The organism is Streptomyces puniciscabiei (assembly GCF_006715785.1).
Classification (GTDB): Bacteria; Actinomycetota; Actinomycetes; order Streptomycetales; family Streptomycetaceae; genus Streptomyces; species Streptomyces puniciscabiei.
This window is the reverse complement of record NZ_VFNX01000001.1, coordinates 1149501-1168935: the sequence shown is the minus strand read 5'-3', so window position 1 is coordinate 1168935 and position 19435 is coordinate 1149501. Positions and strand designations below refer to the sequence as shown.

General features: G+C 73.1%; 17 protein-coding genes and 1 pseudogene. 10 read left to right on the top strand and 8 right to left on the bottom strand.

Annotated elements, in window-relative coordinates:
- Window positions 1-56: 56 nt before the first annotated feature.
- Window positions 57-431 (top strand): helix-turn-helix domain-containing protein, encoded by a 375-nt coding sequence (locus FB563_RS05205; protein ID WP_142218502.1) that lies wholly within the window; start codon window positions 57-59, stop codon window positions 429-431.
- A gap of 195 nt (window positions 432-626) precedes the next feature.
- The gene (locus FB563_RS05200) at window positions 627-1097 is read left to right on the top strand and encodes a Dps family protein (RefSeq protein ID WP_142218501.1); all 471 of its coding nucleotides are present in this window, start codon (window positions 627-629) and stop codon (window positions 1095-1097) included.
- A gap of 361 nt (window positions 1098-1458) precedes the next feature.
- Here FB563_RS05200 and FB563_RS05190 read toward each other — a convergent pair whose 3' ends face one another.
- The 3 genes from FB563_RS05190 to FB563_RS05180 all read right to left on the bottom strand — a co-directional run bounded on the left by FB563_RS05190 (window position 1459) and on the right by FB563_RS05180 (window position 8347).
- The gene (locus tag FB563_RS05190; RefSeq protein ID WP_142218499.1) at window positions 1459-2223 is read right to left on the bottom strand and encodes an SDR family NAD(P)-dependent oxidoreductase; all 765 of its coding nucleotides are present in this window, start codon (window positions 2221-2223) and stop codon (window positions 1459-1461) included.
- Window positions 2224-2440: 217 nt separating this feature from the next.
- The gene (locus FB563_RS05185) at window positions 2441-3286 is read right to left on the bottom strand and encodes an Fpg/Nei family DNA glycosylase (RefSeq protein ID WP_142218498.1); all 846 of its coding nucleotides are present in this window, start codon (window positions 3284-3286) and stop codon (window positions 2441-2443) included.
- Between the two features lie 60 nt (window positions 3287-3346).
- Window positions 3347-8347, bottom strand: coding sequence for an ATP-dependent helicase (locus FB563_RS05180; protein ID WP_142218497.1), 5001 nt, complete (start codon window positions 8345-8347; stop codon window positions 3347-3349).
- Between the two features lie 413 nt (window positions 8348-8760).
- Here FB563_RS05180 and FB563_RS05175 point away from each other — a divergent pair.
- The 3 genes and pseudogenes from FB563_RS05175 to FB563_RS05165 all read left to right on the top strand — a co-directional run.
- Window positions 8761-9603, top strand: a pseudogene (locus tag FB563_RS05175) (AraC family transcriptional regulator); the annotation flags it as partial.
- Between the two features lie 32 nt (window positions 9604-9635).
- Window positions 9636-10508 carry an AzlC family ABC transporter permease gene (locus tag FB563_RS05170; protein WP_244329003.1) on the top strand — a complete coding sequence of 291 codons (873 nt, stop codon included), beginning with the start codon at window positions 9636-9638 and terminating at the stop codon, window positions 10506-10508.
- Entirely contained in the window at window positions 10505-10813 is a 309-nt protein-coding gene (locus tag FB563_RS05165) for an AzlD domain-containing protein (RefSeq protein ID WP_142218496.1), read from the top strand. The genes FB563_RS05170 and FB563_RS05165 overlap by 4 nt, the downstream gene beginning before the upstream one ends.
- Before the next feature lie 132 nt (window positions 10814-10945).
- Here FB563_RS05165 and FB563_RS05160 read toward each other — a convergent pair whose 3' ends face one another.
- Complete coding sequence (locus FB563_RS05160; RefSeq protein WP_142218495.1) at window positions 10946-11890, bottom strand: hypothetical protein; 945 nt, start codon at window positions 11888-11890, stop codon at window positions 10946-10948.
- Between the two features lie 318 nt (window positions 11891-12208).
- Between FB563_RS05160 and FB563_RS05155 the strand changes: the two genes are divergently transcribed.
- From FB563_RS05155 to recX, 5 genes are all read left to right on the top strand, one after another.
- Window positions 12209-12691, top strand: coding sequence for a hypothetical protein (locus FB563_RS05155; RefSeq protein WP_142218494.1), 483 nt, complete (start codon window positions 12209-12211; stop codon window positions 12689-12691).
- A gap of 50 nt (window positions 12692-12741) precedes the next feature.
- Window positions 12742-12936 carry a DUF3046 domain-containing protein gene (locus tag FB563_RS05150; RefSeq protein WP_142218493.1) on the top strand — a complete coding sequence of 65 codons (195 nt, stop codon included), beginning with the start codon at window positions 12742-12744 and terminating at the stop codon, window positions 12934-12936.
- A gap of 130 nt (window positions 12937-13066) precedes the next feature.
- A complete protein-coding gene (locus FB563_RS05145; RefSeq protein ID WP_208766283.1) occupies window positions 13067-14314 on the top strand; it encodes an AI-2E family transporter in 1248 nt (415 codons plus the stop codon).
- Window positions 14315-14531: 217 nt separating this feature from the next.
- The gene (gene recA, locus FB563_RS05140; RefSeq protein ID WP_142218492.1) at window positions 14532-15659 is read left to right on the top strand and encodes a recombinase RecA; all 1128 of its coding nucleotides are present in this window, start codon (window positions 14532-14534) and stop codon (window positions 15657-15659) included.
- Window positions 15660-15662: 3 nt separating this feature from the next.
- Entirely contained in the window at window positions 15663-16529 is an 867-nt protein-coding gene (gene recX / locus FB563_RS05135) for a recombination regulator RecX (RefSeq protein ID WP_142218491.1), read from the top strand.
- 22 nt (window positions 16530-16551) lie between these two features.
- Here recX and FB563_RS05130 read toward each other — a convergent pair whose 3' ends face one another.
- From FB563_RS05130 to FB563_RS05120, 4 genes are all read right to left on the bottom strand, one after another.
- A complete protein-coding gene (locus FB563_RS05130; protein ID WP_055710625.1) occupies window positions 16552-17004 on the bottom strand; it encodes a rhodanese-like domain-containing protein in 453 nt (150 codons plus the stop codon).
- Window positions 17001-17534: a cupin domain-containing protein gene (locus tag FB563_RS05125; protein WP_079049163.1), complete on the bottom strand. Its 534-nt coding sequence runs from the start codon at window positions 17532-17534 to the stop codon at window positions 17001-17003. The genes FB563_RS05130 and FB563_RS05125 overlap by 4 nt, the downstream gene beginning before the upstream one ends.
- A gap of 67 nt (window positions 17535-17601) precedes the next feature.
- Window positions 17602-17688: a putative leader peptide gene (locus FB563_RS45160; RefSeq protein ID WP_313960178.1), complete on the bottom strand. Its 87-nt coding sequence runs from the start codon at window positions 17686-17688 to the stop codon at window positions 17602-17604.
- Between the two features lie 76 nt (window positions 17689-17764).
- The gene (locus FB563_RS05120; RefSeq protein WP_055710623.1) at window positions 17765-19369 is read right to left on the bottom strand and encodes an FAD-dependent monooxygenase; all 1605 of its coding nucleotides are present in this window, start codon (window positions 19367-19369) and stop codon (window positions 17765-17767) included.
- Between the last annotated feature and the right edge of the window lie 66 nt (window positions 19370-19435).

The following is a 19435-nucleotide window of genomic DNA, read 5'->3' as shown; positions in this document are numbered from 1 at the left end:
GGCGGTACGGTGGGGCGAGAAGGATGCGGCTACGCGGTCCGAGGAGGGAGCCACCGATGATTCTGCTCCGTCGCCTGCTGGGTGACGTGCTGCGTCGGCAGCGCCAACGCCAGGGCCGTACTCTGCGCGAAGTCTCCTCGTCCGCCCGAGTCTCACTCGGCTATCTCTCCGAGGTGGAGCGGGGGCAGAAGGAGGCTTCCTCCGAGCTGCTCGCCGCCATCTGCGACGCGCTGGACGTACGGATGTCGGAACTCATGCGGGAAGTGAGCGACGAGCTGGCGCTCGCCGAACTGGCCCAGTCCGCCGCGGCCACCGAGCCCATGCCCACGCCGGTCCGTCCGATGCTGGGTTCCGTCTCGGTGACCGGTGTGCCACCGGAACGGGTGACCATCAAGGCGCCCGCCGAGGCGGTGGACGTGGTCGCCGCGTGACGCACGCGTACGCGGCTCAGCACCGATCGCTGTGAGGCCCCGGCCGGCCGTCCCAGGGGAACCTGGAGCGTCGGCCGGGGTTTCTGCTTTACCGGCCCATGTGTGATGTGTGTCGCTTTTACGTCCGTTTGCCGGTGTTGGGGGAGGCGGCCATGGTGGAGGGACGTGACGGCGCCGAAGCACCGGAGGAAGCGCATGTACGTCGTGAAGAGCCCGTTGGCCGACGCTGACCTGAAGACCGTGACCGAGGCGCTGCAGGGTGCCCTCGTGGACCTGGTGGACCTCTCCCTGGTCGCCAAGCAGATCCACTGGAACATCGTCGGGCCCCGCTTCCGTTCCATCCACCTCCAGCTCGACGAGGTCGTCGCCTCCGCACGCACCCACTCCGACACCGTGGCCGAGCGAGCCTCGGCGCTCGGAGTACCACCGGACGGGCGCGCCGCCACGGTGGCCTCCGGCAGCGGCATCGGCACCACTCCGGCGGGCTGGATCAAGGACGGGGACGCGGTCCGGGCGATGGTGGACGCGCTCGGCGCCGTGATCACCCGGATGCGGGAACGGGTCGCGGCGACGGGTGAGCCGGATCCGGTGTCCCAGGACATCTTCATCGGGATCACGGCGGATCTGGAGAAGCATCACTGGATGTTCCAGGCAGAGAACGCGTAGGTGTCCCGGCCAGAGCCGGTCCCTGTACTCGGCGAATCTCCGGACGGGCTCGTTCGTGTGCACCGGTGAGCCCGGAGTGTGTCTCCCGCGCCGGGCGGGCGGCGGTCCAGCGTCCCGCAGGAGGTGGTGGCGGCCATGGTGGGGCGGATAGTGCGCTGGGCGGTCGCGCTGGGCTTCGCGGCCGTGTGGTGGTGGGCCGTGCTGCGGATCGCCCTGGGGCAGGGGGCGGGCGTCCTGGAAGCCGCGGTCGCGGCCGGCGGGTGGGGGCTGAGCCTGCTGCCCGTGCACTGCGTCCCAAAAGTGCAGGCCGTGGGGGCCGTGCCGAGGGGGCGCTGGGCAGCCGCCTGGCGGGCGGGGGACGCTACCAGGGCATCGTCACACCCCCGTTCGGGCGAAGTATCTGACCCGTCGTGAACGCCGAGGCGTCCGACGCCAGGTACAGCACCGCGTGAGCGACGTCGCCCGGCTCGCCGACCCGGCCCAGCGGCGCCATCCGGGCCATCACGCCCTCGGTGTGTGCCTGCGCCTCTCGGTCGTGGCGGTCGGTCATCGGGGTGCGGATCCAGCCCGGCGCGATCGCGTTGACCCGAATGCCGTGCCGCCCGACCTCGGTGGCCAGCGTCTTGGTCAGCTGGACCACGGCCGCCTTCGCCGCGCCGTAGCAGAGCAGCCCGGGCCCACCGGTGTCGACCGCGCCCGAGGCCATGGTGACGATGCTGCCCCGGATGTCACGGGCCAGCATCGAGCGGACCGCCTCCTGGCAGGCGTACAGCACACCCTTGAAGTTGACGTGCAGTACCCGGTCGAGATCCTCGTCGCGGGTCTCCAGCACGGGGCTGCTGTGCATGATCCCTGCGATCGCCGCCATCACGTCCAGCTGTCCGCATGACCGCACGGCCTCGGCGAGCCGGGCCCGGTCGGTGACGTCCAGGACGTGGATACGGGCCGTGCCGCCGCGTCTCTCGATCAGCTCCGCCGTGCCGTGCAGGCCGTCCGCGTCCCGGTCGGCGCAGTGCACCGTCGCCCCCGCCTCGGCGAGCAGAACGGCGGAGGCCCGGGCGATACCGCCGGCGGCTCCGGTGACGAATGCGGTGCGTCCGGTGAGGTCGTACGCCGTGAGGGGCATGCAGCGACGGTACGAGCACTTCTGACGGGCCGTCAATTAGTGGGCGGGGATTGGCTTGGCCTGCCGCGCGTTGCCGGCTTCCGGCCGTCGGGCGCCGGGTGGGGTGACCGGGGGCGCGGGGCGCCGGGGATGCCGGTCGCTGTGGCGTCGCCGGTATGGAGGGTGGGCTCGGGTACGGGAGGGGTTTGTGGCGGAGGCCTGGTGGGGGGCCAGGGCGTCAGGCGGTGCGGCGGGGTGGGCGGTTCTGCCGGTGCTGCGGTGAGCCGGAGGCCGGGGCGGGGCCCGTCTGGCAGGTGGGGCACCAGTAGGTGGGGCGTTCCCGGGAGCCGTCGCCCTGGTCGGCCACGCGGACCGGGGTGTGGCAGCGCAGACAGGGGCGGGGTGCGCGGCCGTAGACGAACAGGTCGTGCCGGTGCAGGCCCGTGGTCTGGCGGATCGGGCGGTCGCGGTTCGCCTCCAGGAGTCTCTTGGCGAGCGCGGGCAGCTTCTCGGCGCGGTCCGCGGGCAGCGTGCCGACCGGCAGCCACGGTGTGACGCCCAGCAGGAAGCACAGCTCGCTCTTGTAGATGTTGCCGATGCCGGCGAGGTTGCGCTGGTCGAGCAGGGCCTCGCCGAGCGGTCGGGCGGGGTCGGCGAGGAGGTTGGCGAGGGCGCGCTCGGGATCCCAGTCCGGGCCGAGCAGGTCGGGGCCCAGATGGCCGACGACCCGTTCTTCCTCGCTCGTGCGCAGCAGTTCCAGGACCTGGAGCCGGTAGCCCACGGCCGTGCGGTCGGCGGTGCCGAGGATCGCCCTGATCTGATGTGCCGGGCCTCCTCGCCAGCGCTCGCCGGTGCCGTACACCTTCCAGGTGCCCTCCATCCGTAGATGCGTGTGCAGGGTCAGGCCGCCCTCGAACCGGGTGAGCAGGTGTTTGCCGCGAGGGATCGTGCTGAGCACCGCTCGGCCGGTGAGATCGACCGTCGCGTACTTCGGCACCCGGAAGTCGCTGCGGGTCAGCGCCTTGCCCGCGAGGGCCTCGTGCAGCCGCCGCGCGGCCTGCCAGACCGTGTCACCTTCGGGCATGCGTCAAGGGTGCCACGGGCGGGTGGGGCGGGCGCGTGCCGGCGGGGCGGTCGCCGGCGGTCATGCTCTGAGGCGCAGGCCGCGGGGCGTGGCCACGAAGCCCGCTGCCTCGAAGAGGCTGCCGATGGGTGAGGTCAGAGCCTGGGCGCCGTTGATCCGCTCGACGGTGACCGTGCCGAGGGAGCCCGCGCGAGCTGCCGCGGCCAGGGCTTCCGCGGCCGTACGGAGACGGGGGTCGTCCGGGGCCGGAGTGTCCGGACCGGCGGGCCAGGCCAGCAGGGTCTTGCCGCCGCGCTCCATGTACAGCGTCAGTTCGCCCTCCACCAGGACGACCAGCGAGCCCGCCTTGCGTCCCGGTTTGTGCCCGGCACCGGTCGGCGGCTCGGGCCAGGACAGGGCCGCACCGTACGCGTTGGCGGGATCGGCCGCGGCGAGGACCACGGCACGGGGGTCGGGCGAGGCCGTGCCCGTACGACCGCCCGCGTACCCTCCGTACCCTCGGTTCGCCGGTGGGCCGTAGGCGCTGGATCCGCCTCCTCTGGGGCCGCCGTAGCCGGGGGTGGCGAAGGGGTCGGCGAGGTCGCGAGGTGAGACGTATTCGCCGGGGGCGGGCGGCGGGTCCGTCGGCGGCCAGGTGAAGTCGCCGTCGAGTCCGGGGTGGGCGAAGCCGCCGTCGCCCTGGTCGAACGCGCCGGGGAGCGCGCGATCGTGCGGTGTGCCGTCGGGCGCGTCGAAGCCGTTCGGGAAGGCCGGCTGGGCGAAACCGTCGGAGCCGCCGGGGAAGCCGTTCCGGTCGGGCGGGGAGGGCAGGCCCTCGCCCCGGTCGCGTGCGCTGGACACCGCGCGGAGCCGGTCCACCGCGCCGTCCATGGCGAACTGGGCCGCGCCCAGGCCCTCGACCACATAGCCGCGCCGCGCCTGGCCGCTTTCCTCGAACGCGGACAGCACGTGGTACACCGACGAGAAGCCGCCCTCGATTCCCTCCGCGGCGACCGCGCCGCGGGTGACCACGCCGTGCCGGTCCAGCAGGGTGCGGGCCAGCGCGTGGGCGCGCACGGTGGCGTCCGGCTCGGCCGCCGGGAGCAGTGACCAGCGGCCGGCGACCGTCGGCGGGCCCGTACGGGACGCGGTGCGTGCGGCGGCCGTCAGGGAGCCGTAGCGCCCGCGCGGGACGGCGCGCTTGGCGCGGTGGGCGGTCGAGCCCGCCGTACGGCCCGAGCCCAGCAGGGAACGCATCGGCGCGAGGGTGTCGTTGGTGAGCCGGCCCGACCAGGCCAGGTCCCAGAGCGCGTCGGCCAGTTGGGGGTCGGTGACATCGGGGTGGGTGGTGGCACGGACCTGGTCGGCGATCTGGCGGAAGAACAGGCCGTAGCCGCCGGAGAGCGCCTCCAGGACGGACTGGTGGAGCGCGGTCAGCTCCAGGGGATGGGGCGGGGGGAGCAGCAGGGGGGCCGCGTCCGCCAGATAGAGGGAGACCCAGCCGTCCTTGCCGGGCAGGGCGCCCGCACCCGCCCACACCACTTCCCCGGCGGCCGTCAGCTCGTCGAGCATCGCGGGCGTGTAGTTCGCCACGCGGGAGGGCAGCACGAGCTTCTCCAGCGCGGAGGCGGGCACGGAGGCGCCCTGCAACTGCTCGATGGCGCGCACCAGTCCGTCGATACCGCGTACTCCGTGCCCCTTGCCGATGTGCTGCCACTGGGGCAGGAACTGGGCGAGCGCGGCCGGTGGCACGGGCTCCAGCTCATGGCGCAGGGCCGCCAGGGAGCGGCGGCGCAGGCGGCGCAGTACGGCCGCGTCGCACCACTCCTGGCCGATGCCCGCCGGGTGGAACTCGCCTTGGACGACCCGGCCGTTCGCGGCGAGCCGCTGCAGGGCGCCCTCGGTGACCGCCACGCCGAGGCCGAAGCGGGCCGCGGCCGTGGCCGAGGTGAACGGGCCGTGGGTGCGGGCGTAGCGGGCGAGGAGATCGCCCAGTGGGTCCTTGACCGGCTCGGTGAAGGCCTCGGGCACACCGACCGGCAGTGCCGTGCCGAGCGCGTCGCGCAGCCGGCCGGCGTCCTCGACCGCCGCCCAGTGGTCGGCACCGGCGATCCGGACCTTGATCGCCCGGCGGGCGCCGGCCAGCTCGCGCGCCCACTGCGGGTCCGCGCCCCGCGCGACCAGCTCGGCGTCCGTCAGCGGGCCGAGCAGCCGCAGCACATCGGCCACGCCCTCCACGTCCTTGACCCGCCGGTCGTCGGTCAACCACTGCAGCTCGCGCTCCAGCTCGGTCAGCACCTCGGCGTCGAGCAGTTCGCGCAGCTCCGCCTGGCCCAGCAGCTCGGCCAGCAGCCGCGAGTCCAGGGACAGCGCCGCGGCCCGGCGCTCGGCCAGCGGGGAGTCGCCCTCGTACAGGAACTGGGCGACGTACCCGAACAACAGGGAGCGGGCGAACGGGGACGGCTCCGGGGTGGTGACCTCGACCAGACGCACCTTGCGGGACTCGATGTCGCCCATCAGCTCGACCAGGCCGGGGACGTCGAAGACGTCCTGGAGGCACTCGCGGACGGCCTCCAGGACGATCGGGAACGAGCCGAACTCGCTTGCCACCTGCAGCAGTTGGGCCGCCCGCTGGCGCTGCTGCCACAGTGGGGTCCGCCTGCCGGGGTTGCGGCGTGGCAGCAGCAGCGCGCGGGCGGCGCACTCGCGGAACCGGGAGGCGAACAGGGCGGAGCCGCCGACCTGGTCGGTGACGACCTGGTCGACCTCGCCCTTGTCGAAGGCGACGTCCGCCGCGCCGACGGGCGCCTGTTCGCTGTCGTACTCCGTGCCGGCCTTCATCGGTGCCTGGTCGAGCAGGTCCAGGCCCATCAGGTCGGCGTCGGGCAGGCGCAGCACGATGCCGTCGTCGGCGTGCATGACCTGCGCGTCCATGCCGTAACGCTCGGACAGGCGGGCGCCCAGCGCGAGGGCCCAGGGGGCGTGCACCTGGGCGCCGAAGGGTGAGTGGACGACGACCCGCCAGTCGCCGAGCTCGTCGCGGAAGCGCTCCACCACGATCGTGCGGTCGTCCGGGACATGGCCGCAGGCCTCGCGCTGCTCGTCCAGGTACGACAGCACATTGTCCGCCGCCCAGGCATCCAGACCCGCCGCCAGCAGGCGCAGCCGCGCGTCGTCCCTGGGCAGCGCGCCGACCTCGCGCAGGAACGCGCCCAAGGCGCGGCCCAGTTCGAGCGGGCGGCCCAGCTGGTCGCCCTTCCAGAAGGGCAGCCGGCCCGGTACTCCCGGGGCGGGGGAGACCAGGACCCGGTCGCGGGTGATGTCCTCGATGCGCCAGGAACTCGTGCCCAGCGTGAAGACATCCCCCACACGGGACTCGTAGACCATCTCCTCGTCGAGCTCGCCGACCCGGCCGCCGCCCTTCTTCGGGTCGGCACCGGCGAGGAAGACCCCGAACAGACCGCGGTCGGGGATCGTGCCGCCCGAGGTGACGGCGAGGCGCTGGGCGCCCGGGCGGCCGGTGATCTCGCCGGTCACGCGGTCCCACACCACGCGCGGGCGCAGCTCCGCGAACGCGTCGGACGGATAGCGGCCGGCGAGCATGTCGAGGACCGCCGTGAACGCCGATTCGGGCAGCGAGGCGAAGGGGGCCGCACGGCGGACCATGGCGAGCAGGTCGTCGAACTGCCAGGTGTCCAGCGCCGTCATCGCGACCAGTTGCTGCGCGAGCACGTCGAGCGGGTTCGCGGGCACCTTCAGGGACTCGATCGAGCCGGAGCGCATCCGCTCGGTGACCACGGCTGCCTGGACGAGGTCGCCGCGGTACTTGGGGAAGACCACACCGGTGGAGACGGCGCCCACCTGGTGACCCGCGCGGCCGACGCGTTGCAGCCCGGAGGCGACCGAGGGCGGGGACTCGACCTGTACGACCAGGTCGACGGCGCCCATGTCGATGCCCAGCTCCAGGCTGGACGTGGCGACCACGGCGGGCAGGCGGCCCGCCTTCAGGTCCTCCTCGACCAGGGCCCGCTGCTCCTTGGAGACCGAGCCGTGGTGCGCGCGGGCGATCACCGGGGGCGCGCCCTGGGCCGCGCCCGAGCCGCCCATCAGTTGGGCCGGGGCGTGGTGTTCGTCCAGGGTCTCGCCGGTCGCCCGCTCGTAGGCGATCTCGTTGAGCCGGTTGCACAGCCGCTCGGCGAGGCGCCGGGAGTTGGCGAACACGATCGTGGAGCGGTGGGACTGGACCAGGTCGGCGATCCGCTCCTCCACATGCGGCCAGATCGACGGCCGCTCCGCGCCCTCGCCCGCGTCGGCCGCCGGTGCGCCGCTCAGCTCGCCCATGTCCTCGACCGGGACGACCACGGAAAGGTCGAACTCCTTGCCGGACTCCGGCTGGACGATCTCCACCTTGCGGCGCGGCGAGAGATACCGGGCCACCTCGTCCACCGGGCGGACGGTCGCCGACAGGCCGATCCGCCGGGCCGGCTTCGGCAGCAGCTCGTCAAGCCGCTCCAGGGAGAGCGCGAGATGGGCGCCGCGCTTGGTGCCCGCGACCGCGTGCACCTCGTCCAGGATCACCGTCTCCACACCCGTCAGCGCGTCACGTGTGGCCGAGGTCAGCATCAGGAACAGCGACTCGGGGGTGGTGATCAGGATGTCCGGCGGGCGGGTGGACAGGGCACGCCGCTCCGCCGCGGGGGTGTCGCCGGAGCGGATGCCGACCCTGACCTCGGGCTCGGGCAGGCCCAGGCGCACGGATTCGTGCCGGATGCCGGTCAGCGGGCTGCGGAGGTTGCGCTCGACATCCACCGCGAGGGCCTTCAGCGGGGAGACATAGAGCACCCGGCAGCGTTTCTTCGGGTCGGCCGGGGGCGGGGTCGAGGCCAGCTGGTCCAGGGCGGCGAGGAACGCGGCCAGCGTCTTGCCCGAGCCGGTCGGGGCCACCACCAGCACGTCCGAACCCGCACCGATGGCCCGCCACGCGCCGGCCTGGGCCGCGGTGGGCGCGGAGAACGCCCCCGTGAACCAGCCGCGGGTCGCGGGTGAGAAGCCGTCGAGGGCTCGGTGTGCGGAGCTGACCATGCGTCCATCCTGCACCCGCCCACTGACAATCACGCTGACCTGCGCGAACGCTATCCGCCGGGGTCTGGGCGGGAGCCGGGCGCGGGGAGGGAGATGGCGGCCGCGGCGGGTTGTGCGGGGAGGCGACGGCGTCGGTCAAGGGGTGTGGGGGGTTCGGGGGCCGACGGCGTCGGTCCGGGGGCGCGGGTGGTTCGGGGGCCGACGGCGTCGGTCCGGGGGCGCGGGTGGTTCGGGGAGCCGACGGCGACGGTCGAGGGTCGCCGGTGGTTCGGGGGGCCGACGATGGCCGCGGGTCGTTGCACGGGAGTGGGCCGAGGCCGGACGCGGGTGGTGGGCGGAGAATGGGGGGTATGGCGGGTGCGGCTCGGCGGGGCGAGGAACGGACGGGCGGGGAGACGGGCGGGCGTCGGCCGGTGGAGCGTGCGCGGCACTGGCGGTACGACGAGCTGCCGGGCGTGGACCTGCTGCGAGCCCGGTACGTCCGCAAGACCTTCGTCCGGCACACGCACGAGCACTTCGTGATCGCGGCCATAGCCGACGGCGTCGAGGTCTTCCACCACCGCGGCTCCGACGTGTCCGCGGGCGCGGGAGCCCTCGCCCTCGTCAATCCGGACACCGCGCACACCGGCCGCGCCGGCGTCCCCGAGGGCTGGCGGTACGGCGCGGTCTATCCCTCACCCGAGGTCGTCGCCGCGATCGCGGCCGAGACCACCACCATCCGGGGCACGCCCGGATTCGTCAGCCCCGTCCTGGACGACCCCTACACCGTCCACCTGGTCCACCAGGTGCTGCGCGCCGCAGACGAGGGCAACGCACTGGCCGCCGACACCCTGCTGCGGGTCGCCGTGACCAGGCTGCTGCGGCTGAACGGCGGGCCCCTGCCACAGCGGCCGATCCGCACGGCCGGAGCCGGTATCGCGGCACGCGCGCGTGCGGTGCTGGACGAGCGGATGGCCGAGCCGCCGACCCTGGAACGGCTGGCCGGCGACCTCGGTACCAGCCCGTTCGCGCTGCTGCGGGCGTTCCGGGACGCCTACGGCATGCCGCCGCACGCCTGGCTGACCGACGCCCGGGTGCGTCGCGCACGGCTCCTGCTGGACGCGGGCTCGCCTCCCGCCGAGGCGGCGGTGGCCGTCGGCTTCACCGACCAACCGCACCTCAACCGGCACTTCACCCGGATCGTCGGCGTGACCCCGGGGGCCTACCAGCGCGAGCGGCGGGTGAGGGGCGAGCGCGGGCGCAAGAACGTACAAGACCCGGGGTGAGCGGCGCCCGTACCGTCCGGGGCGTGGCACAGCAGACAGCACTCGCGGACATGAGCGCCGGCGACGCGGGCAAGCCCGACCGGGCCGTCGTACGGGACGCCCTCGGGGTCGGCGTCGCCGTGGGTCTGTCCGGATTCGCCTTCGGGGTGACCTCGGCCGGCAGCGGGCTCGGGCTGCTCCAGAGCTGCGTGCTCAGCCTCCTGGTCTTCACCGGCGCCTCCCAGTTCGCCCTCGTCGGAGCGCTCGCCGCCGGAGGCAATCCGTTCACGGCGGCCGCCGGCGCCTTCTTCCTCGGTGTCCGCAACGCCTTCTACGGGCTGCGACTGTCGCAGCTGCTCGCCCTCCCGCGCGCGGTACGGCCGTTCGCCGCCCAGTGGGTGATCGACGAGACCACGGTGGTCACCCTGGCCCAGCCGACCCGGCGGGCCCGGCGGATCGGCTTCACCGTCACCGGGCTGACGCTGTACGCGCTCTGGAACCTCACCACGCTGCTCGGCGCGCTCGGTGCCAAGGCCATCGGCGACACGCGCGCGTGGGGCCTCGACGCGGCCGGGCCCGCCGTGTTCCTGGCGCTCCTCGCGCCGATGCTGAGGACGACCACCGAGCGCGCGGTCGCGGGCCTGGCGGTCCTGCTGGGCCTCGGCCTGCTGCCCGTCCTGCCGGCCGGGGTTCCGGTCCTGGTGGCGGCCCTGGCGGCACCGGTGGCTCTCGTCGCCGAAGGCCGTCGCGCGGGGCGTGGCCGACAGGGCGGAGGACGTGGGCCGGGCTGGACCGGTGGACCGACTGGACGCACCGGATCGGACGGAGCGACCCGAGTGGACCGGATTGACCAGGTTGACCGGATCAATGGAGATTATGGATCGGACGGCGACGCCGTGGCGGAGGAGGATCGGTGAACACCTGGATCGCGATCGGCCTGACCGCCCTCGGCTGCTACGCCGTCAAGCTCGCCGGGCTGCTGGTGCCCGCGGGTGCCATGGAGCGGCCGTTCGTACGGCGGCTCGCCGCCCTGCTGCCCGTCGCCCTCCTCGCCGCGCTCACGGCTCAGCAGACGTTCGCCGACGGGCACGCGCTCATGCTGGACGCACGAGTCGCGGGGCTCGGCGCGGCCGCCGTGGCGCTGGTGCTCCGCGCGCCGTTCCTGCTGGTCGTCACGGCGGCCGTGGTGGTGACGGCGGGCGTACGGGCGCTCGGCGGTTGACGCACCACCGGCGCGGGCCGACACGGCTCACGCGGGTGGTTCCGCGCGCGTACCGGTGGCGCCCGGCCGCGGCGCGGGATGCGATCAGCCGCCGTACGGCACCACATCGGCGCACCGCATCAGCGCACCGCATCAGCCCACGAAACGGCCGTAAGCCCGCAGGGTGCGCAGGGCCTCGATCGTCACCAGGGGGCGCGCCTCCAGCGCGGGGGCAGGGGCCCACTGACGCCACCGGATCGGCCAGCCGCCGTCGTCCTGCTGCTCGGTGGCCAGGTGGTCCAGGGAACGCGCCATCTCGTCGTCCGTGAACCACGCGCGGGCGAGCGACTCTGGGGACTTGGCGAAGTCGTGCGGGAAGTGGTGCTCGCCCGGGGCGTAGCCGGACGCGACCGGATACGCGTCGAGCCGGTCCGGTTCCAGGGCCGCGAGCCGCTGCTCGCGCACCAGGCGACCGAGCCGGTCCGCCGCGGCCTGAGCGCGCGAGCGGTCGGGAGCGGAGTCGAGGAAGGCCACGGCGGCCTCCACCTCGTACGGGTGGGACTTCTCCAGGGACTCCACGGCCTGCCAGCAGAAGTCGGTGGCCCGGAACAGCCAGGCGTGCCACACCTCATTGCGGTGCAGCAGCCCGACCACCGGTCCGGTGGCGAGCAGATCGCTGGGCGGGTCGTCGACGACCGGGACGAACGGTGCCGCTGGATATCCGCGCTGGCTGGGGTGGATCGCCGGCAGGGCGCCGTCCGCGGTGGAGATCGAGGTCAGATAGCGGCACAGGCGCTCCACCCGCTGCCCGCCGCAGCGCCCGATGGCGTCCAGGACGCGCAGGGCGTGCGCGGTGTGCAGGGGCTGGCTCACCGGGCCGCGCAGATCGGGCTCCAGGGCGTGCCCGTATCCGCCGTCCTCGTTGCGGTAGGCGTCCAGCGCCGCTTCCACCGCGTCCGGGGTGCTGTGCAGGAAGTGGTACGCGAAGAGGCGCTGTTCCAGCACGCGCGCGGTGAGCCACACGAACTGCTCGGCGCGGAAGAGCGGGGAGCGCGCCGGGGACGTGGAGGGGAGTGGGGAAGCTCCTGTTTCGGCCATGCGTCAGACCGTAGGACGGAAAGCGGTCTCGGCAAGCGCTCCCGGCCGGGGCCCACCCCCAGGGGCGGGATACCGGAGTCATCCGGTTGACGGTCTTCTGGCAGCGACCGGGTGGGGGCCGCCGTGCCAGGCCGAGACGGTGTGGTCGCCGAGCGCGTTCACCGCGCTGTCCGCCACCTCGCGCGACGCCGGCATGTCCGTCCGCAAGTCCGTGGCGGCCGGGGCGTCCGGGGGCGTCGCCGACACGGCGATAGGCTGGGGCGCCGCACGGGCGGGTGCCTTCCGGGCCGCGGCGATCGGTGCGACGGTGCTGTCGCCGTGTTCTCCAGCAGCTGCGTCAACCATGCCATCACCGACACCGCCGGCTGGTTCCAGGACGGGGCGATAGGTGTGGGGATCTTTCTGTTGGTCTTCTGGGGCGGCAGCGCCTGCTTCTCGGTCTGGCGTGCCCAGCGGTTGTGGAAGGACCCGGACTACTACCAGCAGGTCGTGAGCCGAGGCGTGTTCCGGTTCAAGGAGGACGTCAGCCGCGGACTGGTCCGCGGCTGGGCTCCCTTTGCGGCCGGCGTCGTGGCTCTGCTGCCGGCGATGCTGATGTTCGTCGCCGCCGGTGTCGGCCAGCACCAGGAGGGTCCCTCCCCGGCAGTCGTCGTGGCCGTCCTGCTGATCGTCGTCTTTCTGGTCGGCGTCGTCCTCCAGCTCACGGTGGCCTGGTTCAACCGGCCGCGCTGGTGCGTACCCGCCTACCTCCGGCAAGAGACGGCAGCGTGGGCGCAACGGCACCCGCGCAAGGCACGCTGACCGTGAGAGGCTGGAAACGTGCAGCTCATGACGGGTATGGAGCGGAACTCATGCGGTTGACGGTCTTCTGGCAGCGGATGGCGGAACACTTCGGTCCGGGATACGCCGACACCTTCGCGCGCGATCACGTCATGTCGGAGCTGGGCGGGCGCACCGTGAAGGAGGCGCTGGACGCCGGCTGGGACGCGAAGGACGTGTGGCGCGTGGTCTGTACGGTCATGGACGTGCCGGGTGAGCGGCGCTGATCCACTGACCGGCTGACCGGCTGTCCGAGATCTCCCGGTCGTCCGGGAGGAGATCCGTCGTACCGCACCGATCGGTCACGAAGATCGAGGGTGGGCGCCGGTTGCCGGTGGCGTGGGCGAGACTTGGCCCGTGGCACCCATCGACGAGGACAACGAGCCGCTGACCCGGGACGCGGCACCGGCCGGCACGACACCGCCCGAGCGGCCCACGGCCCCCGGAGCCGTCGCCGCGGTCGGCCGCATGCCGCGCTGGCTGCCGCGCGCCATGGTGCTCGCGCTCGCGCTGATCGCCGCCTTCCAGCTCGGCAGCTGGGCCTTCCACCAGCTGACCGGACTGTTGATCAACGTGTTGATCGCGTTCTTCCTGGCCCTCGCGATCGAGCCCGCGGTGAGCCGGATGGCCGCGCGTGGCATGCGCCGGGGGCTGGCCACCTTCCTGGTCTTCCTCGGGCTGACGATCGCCGTCGCCGGGTTCGTCGCACTGCTCGGCTCCATGCTGGCCGGCCAGATCATCAAGATGGTCGAGGGTTTCCCGCAATACCTTGACTCGCTCATCAACTGGATCAATGAGACCTTCCACACAGAGCTCCGGCGCGTGGACGTCCAGGAGGGCCTGCTCCACTCCGACTGGCTGCGCAAGTACGCGCAGAACAGCGCCGCCGGTGTCCTCGACGTCTCCGCGCAGGTGCTCGGCGGGCTGTTCCAGCTGCTGACGGTGGGGCTGTTCTCCTTCTACTTCGCGGCCGACGGTCCCCGGCTGCGCCGCGCCCTGTGCTCCGTCCTGCCGCCCGCACGCCAGGCGGAGGTGCTGCGGGCCTGGGAGATCGCCGTCGACAAGACGGGCGGCTATCTCTACTCGCGCGGCCTGATGGCGCTCATCTCCGGCATCGCCCACTACATCCTGCTCCAGGCCCTCGGCGTGCCGTACGCGCCCGTGCTCGGTGTCTGGGTGGGCCTGGTCTCGCAGTTCATCCCGACCCTCGGCACCTATCTCGCCGGCGCGCTGCCGATGCTGATCGCGTTCACCGTCGACCCCTGGTACGCGGTGTGGGTGCTGGCCTTCGTGGTGGTCTACCAGCAGTTCGAGAACTACATGCTCCAGCCCAAGCTGACCGCCAGGACGGTCGACATCCACCCCGCGGTGGCCTTCGGCTCGGTCATCGCAGGCACCGCGTTGCTGGGCGCCGTAGGCGCGCTGATCGCCATTCCGGCGGTGGCCACCCTCCAGGCCTTCCTGGGGGCCTATGTGAAGCGGTACGCCGTCACGGACGACCCCCGGGTGCACGGGCACCGCGACCGGGGCCCCGGCGGTCCCGGCGTGCTCGCCCGCATGCGCCGACCGCGGGCCGGGCAGCCCGAGCCGGAGGAGTCGGCGTAGCGGAGTGCGCCCCGGAAGCGGGGGCGCTTGACACTAAAATCGAACATCTATTCTCATGGAGGCTCAGGCGAGGTTTTGGAAGTGGATTTCGTCCCGTTTTGCTGGGAGAAGTTCCGCGGTTATCCACAGGCTGGGCCTGCGTCGGGGCGCATTGTCAGTGGCAGGCGTTAGCGTCTTTGACGTGAAGCGATCGACTCAAGCAAACCGGGTGGAACCCATGGCAGGAACCGACCGCGAGAAGGCGCTCGACGCCGCGCTCGCGCAGATTGAACGGCAATTCGGCAAGGGCGCGGTCATGCGCATGGGCGAGCGGTCGAAGGAGCCCATCGAGGTCATCCCGACCGGGTCGACCGCACTCGACGTGGCCCTCGGTGTCGGCGGCCTGCCGCGCGGCCGCGTGGTGGAGATCTACGGACCGGAGTCCTCCGGTAAGACGACCCTGACCCTGCACGCGGTGGCGAACGCGCAGAAGGCCGGCGGCCAGGTCGCCTTCGTGGACGCCGAGCACGCCCTCGATCCCGAGTACGCGCGCAAGCTGGGCGTCGACATCGACAACCTGATCCTCTCCCAGCCGGACAACGGCGAGCAGGCGCTGGAGATCGTGGACATGCTCGTCCGCTCCGGCGCGCTCGACCTCATCGTCATCGACTCCGTCGCCGCGCTCGTCCCGCGCGCGGAGATCGAGGGCGAGATGGGCGACTCGCACGTGGGTCTGCAGGCCCGCCTGATGAGCCAGGCCCTCCGCAAGATCACCAGCGCGCTCAACCAGTCGAAGACCACGGCGATCTTCATCAACCAGTTGCGCGAGAAGATCGGCGTGATGTTCGGTTCCCCGGAGACCACGACCGGTGGCCGCGCGCTCAAGTTCTACGCCTCGGTGCGTATCGACATCCGCCGCATCGAGACCCTGAAGGACGGCACCGAGGCGGTCGGCAACCGCACCCGCTGCAAGGTCGTCAAGAACAAGGTCGCCCCGCCCTTCAAGCAGGCCGAGTTCGACATCCTCTACGGCCAGGGCATCAGCCGCGAGGGCGGCCTGATCGACATGGGCGTGGAGCACGGCTTCGTCCGCAAGGCCGGCGCCTGGTACACGTACGAGGGCGACCAGCTCGGCCAGGGCAAGGAGAACGCGCGCAACTTCCTCAAGGACAACCCCGACCTGGCCAACGAGATCGAGAAGAAGATCAAGGAGAAGCTGGGCGTCGGAGTCCGGCCGGAGGAGCCCGCCGCCGAGCCGGGCGGGGACGCGGCTGTCACCACCGCGGCCGCCGACGACGCCAAGACGGTGTCCGCCCCGGCAGCCGCCAAGGCCACCAAGCCCAAGGCCGCCGCAGCCAAGAGCTGACCCGTGACACGACGAACCGACTGGGCCGAGTACGAGTACGCCACCCCCGGTGCCCCACGGGGGAGGGGCACCGGGGGCCACCCGGGGTCAGCCCCGGGCGGTGCCGACGGACACCCGGACGACGGTTACGAGAGTCACGACAGGCACGACGCGTACCGCGGCACCGGTGGACACGGGGATGCCGACGGAGCACACCCGGGCGATCCGGGCGACGAGCCGTACGGGGGTGGCTCGCCCGGCCGAGGCTCCCGCGGTGGCCCCGGCTCGCGAGCCGGCCGGGGGCGCGGTCGGCGGCGGCGCGGTTTCGGGGACGCGCCCGGTGAGGACGAAGGCGCCCCTTCCTCGTCGAGGGCCGAGCGGGGGGAGTCTTCAGGGGACCCGGCTGAGCGGGCACGGGCGATCTGCCTGCGCCTGCTCACCGGGACCCCGCGCACCCGCAGGCAACTCGCGGACGCCCTGCGCCAGCGGGACATCCCCGAGGACGTGGCCGAGGAGGTGCTGTCGCGGTTCGAGGAGGTCGGACTGATCGACGATGGCGCGTTCGCGGACGCCTGGGTGGAGTCCCGGCACCACGGCCGGGGACTGGCGCGCCGGGCGCTCGCCCGGGAACTGCGCACCAAGGGGGTCGACTCGGCGCTGATCGACGAGGCCGTCTCCCAGCTCGACTCCGAGCAGGAGGAGGCGACGGCCCGCGAGCTCGTGGCCCGCAAACTGCGCGCCACCCGCGGACTCGACCGCGACAAGCGTCTCCGCCGCCTCGCCGGCATGCTCGCCCGCAAGGGCTACCCCGAGGGCATGGCCCTCCGTGTCGTCCGCCAGGCCCTGGAGGAAGAGGGTGAGGACACGGAGTTCCTCGGAGAAGAGGACTGAGGTCCTGGAAACCGTTCCGGGGTCAGGGCTTCGGCGGTTCCACCGGCAGGCCCTCCGCCCGCCATGCCTGGAAGCCGCCCACGAGGTCTGTGGCCCGGTGCAGGCCCAGTTGGTGGAGGGAGGCGGCGGCGAGGCTGGAGGCGTAGCCCTCGTTGCAGATCACCACGACGCGCAGGTCATGGCCGGTGGCCTCGGGGACGCGGTGGCTGCCCTGGGGATCGAGGCGCCACTCCAGTTCGTTGCGCTCGATGACGAGAGCACCGGGGATCAGCCCGTCCCGCTCGCGCAGGGCCGCGTACCGGATGTCGACGAGCAGAGCCTCGCCCGTCCGCGCCGCCTCATGCGCCTCCCGTGCCTCGATGCGCCGGTAGCCCGTGCGCACCCGCTCCAGCAACTCGTCGATGCCGACCGGCCGTTGACCCACGGCAGCCGCAGCCGGTGTGCTGCCCGCCGGTGTCTCCTGCACGCCGCTCACTGCCAGTCCTCCGGGCGTTCGACCTGCTCCAGGCGCAGGACCTGACCGCTGCGACTGTAGCGGCGGATGCGCGGCAGGGGCGGGTAGTAGGCGTGCACGGAGATCGCGTGTTCCGTACGGGACTCGTTGAGGACCTCGTGCACATGGTGGCGGCCGAAGGCACGGCCCTCGCCGGCGGGCAGCCGGCGTTCGCGGTCCACACCGTCGGCGAGTTCCAGGGTCTTCCAGCCGTCGGTGGGCAGCCGGGTGGCGAGGGAGTTCTCCTTGAGAGCGCCCGAGGCGGTGAGGAACGCGCCGACCGATTCGGCGTGGTCGTGCCAGCCGGTGCCGGTGCCGGGCGGCCAGCCGATGAGCCATGCCTCGCTGCCGCGCGGACCCTTCAGCCGCACCCAGGTGCGGCCCTCCGGGTCGAGCGGAAGGGAGGCGATCAGCTCGGCGTCGGCGGCCGTACGCCGTACGAAGTCGAGGAGGTCCGCCTGGGTGGGCGCCGAGCCGACAGCAGGGGACACGGAAGCAGGGGAGACAGACACGTGCACCGTCCTGAGGAGGTTCGCGGAACGGGCGCACCGAAGCGCCCGGAAGGAAGAGGATGCGAATTCAGCAGGACGGGCGACACACGCAGCCCGCGTAGCGGACGAGGTCCATGTGGACCCTCCGCCACAGGCGCACGCAGGTGTCGGTCATGGTCCGGAGTACAGCATGCCGGTGTACTGCGGTCAACTCACCGTCACCATGTGGACAGAGGGTGACCTGCCCCGGGTCAGCGGGCGCCGGAGGCCGCCTGTGCCTCCTCCTTGGCCACGCCGCCCACCGTGGCCTCCGCCGCCGTGTAGAGGTCGGCCGGCCGGACGCCGCTGAGGGCGGTGACCAGATGGCCGTCGGGGCGCACGAGCAGCACGCTGTGCGCCGGCGCACCCGGGTAGCTCTCGGCGACCAGCAGCTCGGCGGGGTACGGCAGCGCGGTCACGGCCGCCGCGAGCCGGGGCATCACTCCGGCGGAGACCCAGTGCTTGCGGTCCCACACCCCCGTGCCGGGCGCGATCAGCACGACGAGCAGGGCGCCGCGTCCGAGCCGGTCGCGCAGTTGGACGAAGGAACCATCCTCCGCGGTGACCCGTACGTCGGTGACGGCCGCGCCGGGCGGGGTGCCGACCGGGATCTCGCCCTCCAGCTGCCGGGGCGCGAGCGGCGAGTCGGCGTAGACCCCCGGCGCACCGAGCGGTCCGCGGCCGAGGTGACCGTCGGTGATCAGCGTGTCATGGCCGCGCGCCGCACCCGGGACGATCTGGCGCAGCCCGCCGGCGCCGCGCAGCACCGGCAGCACCTGGTCGGCGGCGCGCAGCCGGGCGGCGACCACCGCACGCCGCTCGGCCTGGTAGCTGTCCAGCAGCGCTTCGTGCGGCCCGTGGTGCCAGGCCGGGGCCAGCTTCCAGGCGAGGTTGTCGGCGTCCCGGAGGCCTTCGTCCAGCCCCTGGGTGCCGAGCGCGCCGAGCAGATGGGCCGCGTCCCCGGCGAGGAAGACCCGGCCGACCCGCCAGCGGCGGGCCAGCCGGTGATGCACCGTGTGGACACCGGTGTCGAGCAGGTCGTACACCGGTGTGGAGCCGTCCGTCCAGCCCGCGAGCGTCTCGCGGATCCGGGCCACCAGGATCTCGGGCGTCACCAGGTCCTTGCCCGGTGGCAGCAGCCAGTCCAGGCGCCACACGCCGTCCGGGAGGGGGCGGGCGGTCACTTCCCCGGCCGAGGGCCCGGACTGCCGCCACGGCGGCGTCCGATGGAGCAACGTCCGGCCCTGCCACGGAAGTTCCGTGCGCAGCGCCGCGACCGCGTGCCGTTCCACCGCCGTACGGCCGGGGAAGCGGATGTCCAGGAGTTTGCGCACCGTGGAGCGCGGCCCGTCGCAGCCGACCAGGTAACTGCCGCGCCACCACGTGCCGTTCGCACCGCGCGTGTGCGCCGTGACGCCGGAACGCTCCTGCTCGATCGAGTCCAGACGGCTGTCCGCGGCCACCTTCACCAGCGGCTCGTCGGCGATGGCCGCGCGCAGGGCGCCGGTGAGGACGTGCTGGGCGATGTGCAGCGGGGCGGCGGGGTCCGCCTCCTCGAAAGAGATCTCGCTCATCACCTGCTTGCGCCTGACGGACCGCCATCCGGCCCAGCGCACGCCCTGCTCACCGAGCGCCACCCCGGTCAGCCGCTCCAGCAGGGCGGCCGTGTCCTCGCGCAGTACGACGGTGCGCGCCGGGCGGGGTTCGTCCTTGCCGGGGCCCTCGTCCAGGACGACGGACGGCACCTCCTGGCGGGCCAGCGCCAGAGCGAGCGCGAGCCCGACCGGCCCCGCTCCGACGATGATCACCGGGTCCATGACGCGGCGCCCCCTGCCCGTGACGATGCCCTGACGGAGACAAGTGAACAGGAAGAGGGAGCGGGG

Bases quoted from the DNA above. Each gene is read 5' to 3' on its own strand.
- FB563_RS05205 (WP_142218502.1), top strand. From the start codon at position 57: ATGATTCTGCTCCGTCGCCTGCTGGGTGACGTGCTGCGTCGGCAGCGC.
- FB563_RS05200 (WP_142218501.1), top strand. From the start codon at position 627: ATGTACGTCGTGAAGAGCCCGTTGGCCGACGCTGACCTGAAGACCGTG.
- FB563_RS05190 (WP_142218499.1), bottom strand. From the start codon at position 2,223: ATGCCCCTCACGGCGTACGACCTCACCGGACGCACCGCATTCGTCACC.
- FB563_RS05185 (WP_142218498.1), bottom strand. From the start codon at position 3,286: ATGCCCGAAGGTGACACGGTCTGGCAGGCCGCGCGGCGGCTGCACGAG.
- FB563_RS05180 (WP_142218497.1), bottom strand. From the start codon at position 8,347: ATGGTCAGCTCCGCACACCGAGCCCTCGACGGCTTCTCACCCGCGACC.
- FB563_RS05160 (WP_142218495.1), bottom strand. From the start codon at position 11,890: ATGGCCGAAACAGGAGCTTCCCCACTCCCCTCCACGTCCCCGGCGCGC.
- FB563_RS05150 (WP_142218493.1), top strand. From the start codon at position 12,742: ATGCGGTTGACGGTCTTCTGGCAGCGGATGGCGGAACACTTCGGTCCG.
- recA (WP_142218492.1), top strand. From the start codon at position 14,532: ATGGCAGGAACCGACCGCGAGAAGGCGCTCGACGCCGCGCTCGCGCAG.
- FB563_RS45160 (WP_313960178.1), bottom strand. From the start codon at position 17,688: ATGACCGACACCTGCGTGCGCCTGTGGCGGAGGGTCCACATGGACCTC.
- FB563_RS05120 (WP_055710623.1), bottom strand. From the start codon at position 19,369: ATGGACCCGGTGATCATCGTCGGAGCGGGGCCGGTCGGGCTCGCGCTC.